The organism is uncultured Aquincola sp. (assembly GCF_964001545.1).
Taxonomy (GTDB): Bacteria; Pseudomonadota; Gammaproteobacteria; order Burkholderiales; family Burkholderiaceae_C; genus Aquincola.
In genome coordinates this window covers 1-11,276 of record NZ_CAXFDV010000496.1, presented here as the reverse complement: position 1 = coordinate 11,276, position 11,276 = coordinate 1, and the positions used below count along the sequence as shown (strand labels likewise).

10 protein-coding genes and 1 riboswitch are annotated in these 11,276 nt (G+C 69.3%); of the genes, 8 read left to right on the top strand and 2 right to left on the bottom strand.

The features are described 5' to 3' along the window. Positions 1 to 1,241 (bottom strand): cobyrinate a,c-diamide synthase (locus ABNT58_RS16890; protein ID WP_348754611.1); only part of this gene is annotated, 1,241 nt, incomplete at its 3' end. 104 nt (positions 1,242 to 1,345) lie between these two features. Further along, positions 1,346 to 1,586: riboswitch (cobalamin riboswitch) on the bottom strand. Positions 1,587 to 1,615: 29 nt separating this feature from the next. Then, complete coding sequence (locus tag ABNT58_RS16885; RefSeq protein WP_348754607.1) at positions 1,616 to 2,506, bottom strand: hypothetical protein; 891 nt, start codon at positions 2,504 to 2,506, stop codon at positions 1,616 to 1,618. A 213-nt stretch (positions 2,507 to 2,719) separates the two neighbouring features. Here ABNT58_RS16885 and ABNT58_RS16880 point away from each other — a divergent pair, with 213 nt between their 5' ends. From ABNT58_RS16880 to ABNT58_RS16845, 8 genes are all read left to right on the top strand, one after another. Next, entirely contained in the window at positions 2,720 to 3,061 is a 342-nt protein-coding gene (locus ABNT58_RS16880) for an NAD(P)H-dependent oxidoreductase (protein WP_348754606.1), read from the top strand. Between the two features lie 101 nt (positions 3,062 to 3,162). Then, complete coding sequence (locus ABNT58_RS16875; protein WP_348754610.1) at positions 3,163 to 3,963, top strand: FadR/GntR family transcriptional regulator; 801 nt, start codon at positions 3,163 to 3,165, stop codon at positions 3,961 to 3,963. 154 nt (positions 3,964 to 4,117) lie between these two features. After that, positions 4,118 to 5,998 carry a 5'-nucleotidase C-terminal domain-containing protein gene (locus tag ABNT58_RS16870; RefSeq protein ID WP_348754605.1) on the top strand — a complete coding sequence of 627 codons (1,881 nt, stop codon included), beginning with the start codon at positions 4,118 to 4,120 and terminating at the stop codon, positions 5,996 to 5,998. Between the two features lie 168 nt (positions 5,999 to 6,166). Beyond that, entirely contained in the window at positions 6,167 to 7,528 is a 1,362-nt protein-coding gene (locus ABNT58_RS16865) for a GntP family transporter (protein ID WP_348754604.1), read from the top strand. A gap of 31 nt (positions 7,529 to 7,559) precedes the next feature. Beyond that, on the top strand, positions 7,560 to 8,465 hold the full coding sequence (gene ltnD / locus ABNT58_RS16860; RefSeq protein WP_348754603.1) for an L-threonate dehydrogenase: 906 nt from the start codon (positions 7,560 to 7,562) through the stop codon (positions 8,463 to 8,465). Next, positions 8,465 to 9,742 carry a 3-oxo-tetronate kinase gene (otnK, locus tag ABNT58_RS16855; RefSeq protein ID WP_348754602.1) on the top strand — a complete coding sequence of 426 codons (1,278 nt, stop codon included), beginning with the start codon at positions 8,465 to 8,467 and terminating at the stop codon, positions 9,740 to 9,742. The genes ltnD and otnK overlap by 1 nt, the downstream gene beginning before the upstream one ends. 11 nt (positions 9,743 to 9,753) lie before the next feature. Beyond that, the gene (locus ABNT58_RS16850; RefSeq protein ID WP_348754609.1) at positions 9,754 to 10,440 is read left to right on the top strand and encodes an aldolase; all 687 of its coding nucleotides are present in this window, start codon (positions 9,754 to 9,756) and stop codon (positions 10,438 to 10,440) included. Between the two features lie 82 nt (positions 10,441 to 10,522). Then, a partial coding sequence (locus ABNT58_RS16845) for an alpha/beta fold hydrolase (protein WP_348754608.1) occupies positions 10,523 to 11,276 on the top strand: 754 nt, incomplete at its 3' end.

Here is an 11,276-nt window from a genome sequence, read left to right as displayed (position 1 = left end):
CTGGCCGTGAGCCGGCCCTGGCGGAACACCGCCTCACCGGTGCGGCCGGCGCGCGCAGGCCGGGTGGTGGTGAACGGCGCCAGCGGCGTTTCCAGCCGCGAGTAGTGGAAGCTGTGGCCGCGCAGCGTGCCTTCGGGCAAGGCCGCTTCATGCAGCCCGATGGCGGCCAGCCGGCTTTGCATCACCGCCTCGCCGGGCAGCAGGCCGGCCATGGGCTGGCGGCGGCCCTGCACGTCGGTCAGGCCTTGCAGCAGGTAGAGCAGGCCACCGCATTCGGCCAGCAGCGGCCGGCCTTCGGCCTGGTGGGCGCGCAAGGCCTGCTGCATCGGCAGGTTGGCGGCCAGCGCGTCCAGGTGCAGCTCGGGGTAGCCGCCGGGCAGCCACACCGCGTCGCAGGGCGGCAGCGCCGCATCGGCCAGCGGCGAGAAGAAGCTGAGCTGCGCCCCCGCCTGCTGCAGCACCTGCAGGTTGGCGGCGTAAATGAAGCAGAAGGCCGCGTCGCGCGCGATGGCGATGCGCACGCCTTGCAGCGCCGCGCCGGCTTGTCTGGACAAGTCGGGCAGCGGCGGCTCGAAGGCCACCTCGGGCGGCAGCAGGCCGGCGCCATCGCCGTGGCGGGCCAGCGCATCGGCAGCGCGCTCGATGCGCTGCGCCAGGTCGGCCAGCTCGGCGGCGGGCACCAGGCCCAGGTGGCGTTCGGGCAGGCTCAAGCCCTCGTCGCGCGGCAGCGCGCCCCACCAGGCCAGGTGCGGCGGCAGGCTGTCGCGCAACATGCGGGCATGGCCTTCACCCGCCACGCGGTTGGCCAGCACGCCGGCCCAGGCCAGGCCGGGGCGGTACTGCGCCAGGCCCAGCGCCAGCGCCCCGAAGGTCTGCGCCATCGCGCTGCCGTCGATCACGGCCAGCACCGGCAGGCCGAAGCGCAGCGCCAGGTCGGCGGTGGAAGGCTCGCCGTCGTGCAGGCCCATCACGCCTTCCACCAGGATCAGGTCGGCCTGGCTGGCGGCCTCATGCAGCAGCGCACGGCAATGGCCCTCGCCGCCCATCCACAGGTCGAGCTGCTGCACCGGCTGGCCGCTGGCCTGGGCCAGCACCATGGGGTCGAGGAAATCGGGCCCGGTCTTGAACACCCGCACGCGGCGGCCGGCCCGGCGGTGCAGGCGCGCCAGGGCGGCAGTGACGCTCGTCTTGCCCTGCCCCGAAGCCGGCGCGGCAATGAGCATCGCAGGACAGCGCGCAATGCGCTCCTGGATGGTAAACATGGTTGATGCACACAACGATCACACCGGCCGCCTGCCTCCCCGCAGGTGTCCGACACGGGTTGCGCCGCGCGCCTTGCAGCGCACGATGCACCCACCCTGTTGGCCGGTCTCCGGGCTGGTGGATGTGTCTCGGGCGCCCTTCCCAGGCTGTTCAGGCCCAGTGGGTGTGTTGCACGAGCAGGCGCGTGTGGCCACGCGCCATCCACTTACCGTTGCGGGGGCAGCTCAGGTTGGCTTCGTTCCGTTGGAACGTCGCTTCCTGATTCCCAGTTTCACTGCACCAGCCGGATGGCCGGTGCGAGCACCAACGGGGCGGACTATAGCGGGGTCAGCGCCAGGCTCAAAGCGTGTGCTCAGATCAGAGCCTTGATGATCTGCCCGACGTCGGTGACGCCGTACTTGTTCAGGCGCGCCGCGCCATAGGCGTCCCACAGGTCCTTGCGTGCGCGGATGTCCGGCAGAGCTCCTGCGCACTTCAGCGGCCCCCAGTCCTGCACCCACGGCGCAGCAACAGGCAGCAGATTCACGTACAGGACGACCTTGCCCGAAAGCCGACCCCAGTTGCGGAATACGTAGCGCAGCTCCGAGACAGTGATGGACACCGACACTTTGGCCGGGCCCAGGGCGGACGCCGACGTTCGCGTGGCCTTGTTGGCCACCTCCGCCATGTCGAGACCGTCGAGGATGAAGTGGACCTTGGCGTGCTGGAACTGCGGATCGGTGGCCACCAGGCCGATGCCGAACTTGCAAGCGCGACGAATGGCCAGGTAGTTGCGGTTCTGGGCCAGAGCCTGCTCCTTCTTGTGCGAGTTCTTGAAGAACTTGTCGCTGCCAAAGTGGTTCGGCTGGTAGCCCTCGGCCTGCAGCTTCTGCTCTTCCTCATTGAACACCGTGGCCGGCGAAAAACGCGATTGCTGGATGCCGGCGGCATAAGCGCGCATGCGGTCGTTCGGCGCGGTAGCCACCTTGGCCTGGAACGCCTTCATCGCTTTCGCTTCCTTCTTGACGCCGCCGATGGACGAGACGCCGTAGTAGTTGTTGTAGCAATCCATCCGGTTGGTCTTGCCTAAGCCCATGGCCGCCTGGATGTTCTGCTTGGCTGCGTCGGCCTCCGCCTGGTCGGCGCTGTTGCAGCGTGCGATCCACGTCTGTTCCCAGTGCGACAGGTAGGCGCTGCAGGCGGGCGAAATCCCGTACGTCACATCACCCCTGGCAGGCTGGAAATCCTCGGTGTAGCTGGGCATGTCTCAGTCTCCGCAAGGCTGATGGGAAACAAGCCGACATCTGCCATCTGATCAGCGCGCACCTGCGGTGTCAACGACCACCCGCCAGAGCAGTGCCCAACTGTCATCTCGACCACCCTCAAGCTGCGCATCGTGCGCTGCTGCCACCATGGGCCAAGGGCCAGCGCATCCTTCTCATCCAGGGCCACCCGGACACGGCGGAGCACTTCTGCCATGCACTGGCCGACGCCTATGCCGCCGGCGCTGCTCAAAGGCTTTCTCGAGCAAGTCGCAAGGTCAGGCTTTGCCATCGGCCCGATGCAGGCCCAGGCCATGCCGCAAAAACTCCTGCCCGGCCGATGGGCGCGTTTGGTGATCACCATGGGCATGCCGGCGCTGGTCTACCGCTGGTACTTCCGCGCCCACAGCCTGAAGGCGCTGGAGCGCAACATCCTCGGCTTCGTCGGCATTTCACCCATCGATGAAACGCTGATCGGCCAGGTCGAAAAGCTGGGCGTCGACCAGCGCGGCAAGCATCCGCTGGCGCTGCGCCGTCTGGGCCAACAGACACGCTGAAGCGGCGGGCGCGCCAAAAGGTCTGCGGCCGACACGACAGGTGAAGAGCGCCGCCCGCGTTAGAGTTGTCGGCCCTTCCACTCGACGGCCGCGGGCCTTCCATCTTGGTCTCCTTCGCTGAAATCAAGCCCGGTGCCGGGCTCGCCGACCAGGTGGCCAGTGCGCTCGAAACCGAGATCCGCGCCGGCCGGCTGGCGGCGGGCGACAAGCTGCCGACCGAGGCGGTGCTGGTGCAGCAGTTCGGCGTCAGCCGCACCGTGGTGCGTGAGGCCATCTCGCGCCTGAAGTCGCGCGGCCTGGTCGATTCGCGGCAGGGCAGCGGCATGTACGTGCGCGCCGCCACCATCGAGCCCTTGAGTTTCGACCCGGTCACGGCCGCGTCCAAGGAGGCGGTGCTGCAGATGATCGAGATGCGCCGCGCGCTCGAATCTGAAGTGGCCCAGCTGGCCGCCGAGCGCCGCACGCCGGCACATGTGCAGCTGCTGCGCGAGCGCATGCAGGCCATCGCCGCTGCCGTGGCCGCGGGCGGCGACGGCGTGGACGAGGACGTGCTGTTCCACCGCGCCATCGGCGAAGCGGCGGGCAATCCGTTCCTGGTGCGCACACTCGACTACCTGTCGCAGCTGCTGCAAGGCGCCACCCGCGTGACGCGGGCCAACGAAGCGCGGCGCGTGGACTTCGCGCACAGCGTGATGAGCGAGCACGAGCGCATCGTGCAGGCCATCGAGCGCGGCGACCCGGCCGCCGCCCGCGACGCCGCCGCCAGCCACATGCGCAATGCCGCCGCCCGCATCGAGCAGGCCGAACCCGGCTTCTGGCAGCAGGACGGCGGCCGCCTGGCCGAAGTGCTGGTCGAACAACTGCCCATGCGCCGGCCCGCCGCCCGCCGACCGGGCGGCTGACTGCGCAGCCCCAGGCTCTCGCGCAGGTGCGGCGGCGCCACGGTGCGGGCCCAGTCATCGATTCGTCATGCTGACCGACCAGCATGCTCGGTTCTCTTGAACTCATCCCGAGCGGAATGCAATGAATACGATGCGGACAAAGCGGTGGCAGCCGATGCGCGGCCTGCGCTGGCATGCGGTGGCGCTGGCGGCGGCCGCTGCCCTGGCGGCGTGCGGCGGCAGCGATGGCGGCGGCGAACCGCTGGACCTGACGATCCTGCACATCAACGACCACCACTCGACGCTGGACAGCAAGACCATCACGCTCAAGACCTTGTCTTCGGGCGGAACCACCGCTGCGGATGTGACGGTCGAAGCCGCGGGCTTTCCGCGGGTGACGGCGGCCATCAGCGAGCTGTCGGCGCAGTCGGCCAACGTGCTCAAGCTCCATGCGGGTGATGCCTTGTCCGGCACGCTGTACTACAACCGCGCCGGCGAGGTGGGCGAGGCCGACGCCGCCATGATGAACACGGTGTGCTTCGATGCCTTCACGCTGGGCAACCACGAGTTCGACAAGGGCGACTCCGTCCTCAAGGGCTTCATCGACCTGCTGCACAAGGGCAGCTGCAAGACCCCGGTGATCAGCGCCAACGTGCAGTTCGGCGCCAACTCCGCGCTCAACGCCAGCCGCGCACCCGGCTACGTCAACCCGTCCACCATCGTGGAGCGGGGCGGACAGAAGATCGGCATCGTCGGCCTGACCATCGCGCAGAAGACCAAAACATCCTCCAGCCCCGACGCGGACACCACCTTCGAGGACGAAGCGACGGCCGCCCAGCGCGAGATCGACAGGTTGCGCAGCCAGGGCATCAACAAGATCGTGCTGATGAGCCACATCGGCTACGAGTACGACCTGCAGGTGGTGCCCAAGCTCAGCGGCGTGGACGTGGTGGTGGGCGCCGACTCGCACACGCTGCTGGGCCCCAGCGGCCTGACGACCACCGGCGTTGGCAGCCCGGGCGGCACCTACCCCACCGAGACCAAGGACAAGGACGGCAACCCGGTGTGCGTGGTGCAGGCCTGGGAATACGCCCAGGTGGTGGGCGAGCTGAAGGTGAGCTTCGATGCCCAGGGCAAAGTGACCCAGTGCAAGGGCACACCGCATGTGCTGATCGGCGACAACTTCAAGATCGCCGGCACCGATGCCACCGAGTCGCAGAAGACCGCCCTCAAGGCCAGTGCAGCGGCCACCGGCTTCCTGCGCATCACCCAGCCTTCGGCCAGCGCAGCGGCGGTGCTCAAGCCGTTCACCGACAAGGTGGCGGTGTTCAACCAGACGCTGTCGGCCGTGGTGCCGCAAGAGCTGTGCTCGCGCCGCGTGCCGGGCGGCACGGGCTCGGTGGACTACAGCCGCTCCAGCGTGGCCTGCAACGCGGAAGGCAGCGTGAGCCTGCGCGGCGGCGACATCCAGCAGCTGGTGGCGCAGGCCTATGTCGACATCGGCAACTCGCTGTACGGCGGCGCGGACATCAGCCTGCAAAGCGGCGGTGGTGTGCGCATCCCGCTGCTGGGCTCGGTCACCGCGGCGCAGATCATCCAGGTGCTGCCGTTCGGCAACAAGCTGTACCGCCTGGAAATCACCGGCGCAGAGGCCAAGAGCATGGTGGAAGACGGCCTGGAGGCCACCTTCGGCACCGGCGGCACCACGGGGCCCTATCCCTACACCGGCGGCCTGCGCTTCGATGTCAATGCCAAGGCCGCCAAGGGCTCGCGCGCCAGCAACCTGGAGGTCCGCAACCCGACCACCGGCGTCTGGACGGCAATCGACCCGGCCAAGACCTACAAGCTGTTCGTGCTCAGCTTCAACGCGCTCGGCGGTGACGGCTATGCCACCCTGGCGGCCGTGCCCGCGGCGCGCCGGCTGGACATCGGTGTGCTGGATGCCGACGTGTTCTTCAGCTACATCGACAAGCAGACTAAGGACGCCACCACCGGGCTGCCCATCCTGAGCCGCCTGCCGGTGGAGATGTACAGCACCAAGAGCTTCGCCAACTAGGCGTCGCCGCACGATCGGTTCCCGCCGCCCCAGGGCGGCGGGCCGGCGCCCGGCCCCGCAACAGCGGCGGCCGGGTTAACCCCTAGCCCATGAAACTCGCTGTAATTTGTATGATGACCATACCAATCAGGCGCAGACGGCTGCGCGCACCCTGAGGAGACTTGCTAGATGTCCACTGCTGCCCTGCTCGGCATTGCCGCCGGCGGAATCGCCCTGTTGTTGCTGCTGATCATCCGGTGGCAGGTGCATGCCTTCGTGGCGATGCTGCTGGTCAGCCTGCTGGTGGCGCTGGCCGCCGGCATGCCCATCGGCGATGTGATCAGCACCATGATTGCCGGCATGGGGGGCACGCTGGGCTCGGTGGCCATCCTGGTGGCGCTGGGCGCGATGCTGGGCCGGATGATCGAGGTCTCGGGCGGCGCCAGCAGCCTGGCCAACCGCTTCACGCAGATCCTGGGCCCCAGCCGCGTGCCGGCCGCGCTCACGGCCGCGGCGCTGGTGCTGGCCATCCCCGTCTTCTTCGACGTGGGCTTCATCATCCTGGTACCCATCATCTACGGCTTCTGCAAGGCCGCGAAGGTGGACCCGGTGAAGTTTGGCCTGCCGGTGGCCGGCATCATGCTGGCGGTGCACGTGGTGGTGCCGCCGCACCCGGGCATCGTGGGAGGTGCTGCGGTACTCAAGGCCGACGTGGGCTGGATCACGCTGCTGGGCCTGGCCATCTGCCTGCCGCTGGCGCCGCTGGCGCAGTACGTCTCGCGCTGGCTCAACCGCAAGCACTACACCATGCTGCCGACCACGGCCGAGCAGTTCAAGAACTTCGCCGGTGAATCGGCGGCCGGCAGCGCCCTGCGCGCGCCCAGCGTGGGCGCGGTGCTCACGCTGATCCTGGTGCCGCTGGCCCTCATCATGGTGGGCACCACCGGGGCCACGCTGCTGCCCAAGGGCGACCCGGTGCGCAACGTGCTGGGCTTCATCGGCGCGCCGATGTTCGCGCTGATGGTGGCCATCGGCCTGGCCTTCTGGCTGATCGCCCGCGGCCAGCAATGGAGCCGCGAACGCACCAACGAAGTGATGGAGTCGGCCCTGCCGCCGGCCGCCACCGTGATCCTGGTGACCGGCGCCGGCGGCGTGTTCGCCAAGGTGCTGACGGCCACCGGCATCGGCACCGCGCTGTCGCAAACGCTGACGGCCACGCACATGCCGCTGATCCTGGCCGGCTTCGTCATCGCGCTGGCGCTGCGGGCGGCGCAAGGCTCGGCCACCGTGGCCATCCTGGCCACCTGCGGACTGCTGGCCGAGGCGGTGACCGCCGGCGGCTACACCGCGATGCAGACGGCGCTGCTGGCCGTGGCCATCGGCTTCGGCGGTCTGGGCCTGTCGCACGTCAACGATTCCGGCTTCTGGATCGTGACCCGCTACCTGGGCCTGAGCGTGGCCGACGGCCTGCGCAGCTGGACGGTGCTGACCACCGTGCTGGGCCTGGCCGGTTTTGCGCTGACCTGGCTGCTGTGGACCTTCGTGGCCTGACCCTCCCCCTTCCACCGAACAAGGACCTGACATGACTCAACCTCAACACGTCGGCGTGATCGGCCTGGGCGCCATGGGCGCCGGCATCGCGCGCACCCTGCGCCACCGCGGCTTCCATGTGCATGTGTGCGACGTCAAGCCCGGCGCCGCCGAGGCCTTTGCCAAAGAAGGCGGCTCGGCCTGGGCCAACCCCGCCGAAGTGGCCGCCGCCGCGCCGGTGGTGGTGAGCGTGGTGGTCAATGCCGCGCAGACCGAGGGCGTGCTGTTCGGCGACCACGGCGCCGCTGCGGCCATGAAGCCCGGCAGCACCTTCATCATGTGCTCCACCGTCGACCCCAACTGGTCGATCGCGCTGGAAGGCAAGCTGGCCGCGCAAGGCGTGCACTACATCGACGGGCCGATTTCCGGCGGCGCCGCCAAGGCCGCCTCGGGCCAGATGACGATGATGACCTCGGCCAAGCCCGAGGCTTATGCCGCTGCCAACCACGTGCTGGATGCGATGGCCGGCAAGGTGTACCGCCTGGGCGATGCGGCCGGCGCGGGCAGCAAGGTCAAGATCATCAACCAGCTGCTGGCCGGCGTGCACATCGCGGTGGCGGCCGAAGCCATGGCCCTGGGCCTGCGTGAAGGCGTGGACGCCGCCGCGCTGTACGAGGTGATCACGAACAGCGCCGGCAACAGCTGGATGTTTGAGAACCGCATGGCCCATGTGATCGCGGGCGACTACACGCCGCTGTCGGCCGTGGACATCTTCGTGAAAGACCTGGGCCTGGTGCTGGACACCGCCCGCGCCAGCAAATTCCCGCTGCCGCTGGCTGCCACCGCGCACCAGATGTTCATGCAGGCTTCCACCGCCGGCTTCGCCCGCGAAGACGACAGCGCCGTGATCAAGATCTTCCCGGGCATCGAGCTGCCCAAGGCGAAGGGAGCCGCGTGATGGCAGGCGGCCGCATCGCGCTCGGCTGCATCGCCGACGACTTCACCGGGGCCACCGACCTGGCCAACAACCTGGTGCGCGCCGGCATGCGCGTGGTGCAGACCATCGGCGTGCCGGCCGAGCCGCTGCAGGCCGAGGCCGATGCGGTGGTGGTGGCACTCAAGAGCCGCACCATTCCTCCGGCCGAGGCGGTGGCGCAATCGCTGGCCGCGCTGCACTGGCTGCAGGCCCAGGGCGCGCAGCAGATCTACTTCAAGTACTGCTCCACCTTCGACAGCACGCCGCAGGGCAACATCGGCCCGGTGACCGACGCGCTGATGCAGGCACTGGGCACCGGCTTCACCATTGCCACGCCGGCTTTCCCGGACAACAAGCGCACGGTGTTCAAGGGCTACCTCTTCGCCGGCGATGTGCTGCTGAACGAAAGCGGCATGCAGAACCACCCGCTCACCCCGATGACCGACGCCAACCTGGTGCGGGTGCTGCAGGCGCAAACCAAACACCGCGTGGGCCTGGTCGACCACACCGTGGTGGCCCAGGGTGCGCACGCCATCCGCGCACGCTTTGAAGCGCTGCAGGCCGAAGGCGTGGGCATCGCCATCGTCGATGCGGTGGCCAATGCCGACCTGGTGACGCTGGGCGCCGCGCTCAAGGGAATGCCGCTGGTCACCGCCGGCTCGGGCGTGGCCATCGGGCTGCCGGCCAACTTCGGCCTGCGTGCAGATTCCACGGCGGCCAGCCTGCCGCCCGCCGCCGGCCTGCAGGCCGTGGTGTCGGGCAGCTGCTCGGTGGCCACCAATGGCCAGGTGGCCGAGTTCATCCGCAGCGGCCGGCCGGCGCTGGCCATCGATCCGCTGCGCATCGCCAGCGGCGCCAACGTGCAGGCCGAGGCACTGGCCTGGGCGCAGGACAAGCTGGCCAGCGGCCCGGTGCTGGTGTACTCGACCGCCGAGCCTTCGGCCGTGCGCGCCATCCAGGGTCAGCTGGGCGTGGAAGAAGCCGGCGCGATGGTGGAACGCACCATCGCCGGCATTGCCCGCGGCCTGGTGCAGCTGGGCGTGCGCCAGCTGGTGGTGGCCGGCGGCGAAACCTCGGGCGCCTGCGTGCAGGCCCTGAACATCGCCCAGATGCGCATCGGCGGCCAGATCGACCCCGGCGTGCCCTGGTGCCATGCCACCAGCGACGCGGCACCCGAGGGCCTGCACATCACGCTCAAGTCGGGCAACTTCGGCACGCCCGACTTCTTCACCAAGGCCTTTGCACAATTGAAGGCATGAGCCACCTGCCCTTGAGCGAAGACCAGGCCCGCGAAGAGATGGTGCGGGTGGGCCGCAGCCTGTTCGGCCGCGGCTACGTGCATGCCACCGCCGGCAACATCAGCGTGCGGCTGGCCGATGGCTTTTTGATCACGCCCACCGATGCCTGCCTGGGCTTTCTGGAGCCCGATCGGCTGGCCAAGCTGGATGCACAAGGCCAGCAGCTCAGCGGCGACCGCGCCAGCAAGACCATCGTGCTGCACCGGCGCATCTATGAGGCCACCGCCGCCGCCGGCCAGCCGGCGGGCTGCATCATCCACACCCACAGCACGCACCTGGTGGCCTGCTCGCTGCAGGCCGACAGCCAGGCCGGCGGCACGCTGGCCGAAGACGCCGAGCTGCTGCCGCCCCTCACGCCCTACTTCGTGATGAAGGTGGGTCGGGTGCCGCACATCGCCTACCGCCGCCCGGGCGACCCGGCCGCGGCCGAGGCCGTGGCCACCGCCATCGCCCGCCATGCGGCGCAGGGCCGGCGGCTGCAGGCGGTGATGCTGGCGCGCCTGGGGCCCAACGTGTGGCACGACACGCCGGCCGCCGCGATGGCGGTGCTGGAAGAACTCGAAGAAACTGCGCGCCTTCACCGCCTGCAGCCGGAGGCCACGCCGCTGGCCGAGGCCCAGATCGAAGAACTGCGCCGCGTGTTCGGAGCCAGCTGGTAGCCCCGCACGCAGGCGCGCACAGGAGACAAGCCCGATGCTGAAGACTCACTGGCGCCAGTGGTGCGCCCTGTTCGTGTGTTCGATGACGGCCGTGGCCGCTGCGGCCGCCGACTACCCGGCGCCTCAGCGCGGCGAGTGGACGGTGCGCGACTTCCGCTTCCACACCGGGCAGGTGCTGCCCGAGCTGAAGCTGGCCTACACCACCGTCGGCGACCCCCGGGGCGAGCCGGTGCTGGTGCTGCACGGCACCGCCGGCTCGGCCGACTCGATGCTGACGCCCGGCTTTGCCGGCGAGCTGTTCGGCCCCGGCCAGCCGCTGGATGCACGCAAGTACTTCATCGTGCTGCCCGACGCCATCGGCGCCGGCCGCTCCAGCAAGCCCTCGGACGGTCTGCGCACGCAGTTCCCGGCCTACAACTACGACGACATGGTGGCCGCCCAGCACCGGCTGGTCACCGAGCACCTGGGCATCCGCCACGTGCGTGTGATCGTCGGCAACTCGATGGGCGGCATGCACGCTTGGCTGTGGGCGCAGCGCCATCCGGATTTCATGGACGCGGTGGTGCCCATGGCATCGATGCCAGCGGCCATGTCGGGCCGCAACTGGATGATGCGCAGGCTGCTGATCGAGGCCATCCGCAACGACCCCGACTGGCAAGGCGGCCAGTACACGCGCCAGCCGCGCGGGCTGCAGCTGGCAGCGCAGTTCTTCAACACCGGCACCAACGGCGGCAACGAGGCGCTGTACCAGCAAGCCCCCACCCGCGCCGCCGCCGATGCGCTGGTCACCCAACGCCTGCAGGCCCCGTTCCGCGCCGATGCCAACGACTACCTCT

Excerpts from the sequence above, each read along its gene's own strand:
- ABNT58_RS16880 (WP_348754606.1), top strand. The coding sequence starts at position 2,720 with ATGCACTGGCCGACGCCTATGCCGCCGGCGCTGCTCAAAGGCTTTCTC.
- ltnD (WP_348754603.1), top strand. The coding sequence starts at position 7,560 with ATGACTCAACCTCAACACGTCGGCGTGATCGGCCTGGGCGCCATGGGC.
- ABNT58_RS16885 (WP_348754607.1), bottom strand. The coding sequence starts at position 2,506 with ATGCCCAGCTACACCGAGGATTTCCAGCCTGCCAGGGGTGATGTGACG.
- ABNT58_RS16865 (WP_348754604.1), top strand. The coding sequence starts at position 6,167 with ATGTCCACTGCTGCCCTGCTCGGCATTGCCGCCGGCGGAATCGCCCTG.
- otnK (WP_348754602.1), top strand. The coding sequence starts at position 8,465 with ATGGCAGGCGGCCGCATCGCGCTCGGCTGCATCGCCGACGACTTCACC.
- ABNT58_RS16870 (WP_348754605.1), top strand. The coding sequence starts at position 4,118 with ATGCGCGGCCTGCGCTGGCATGCGGTGGCGCTGGCGGCGGCCGCTGCC.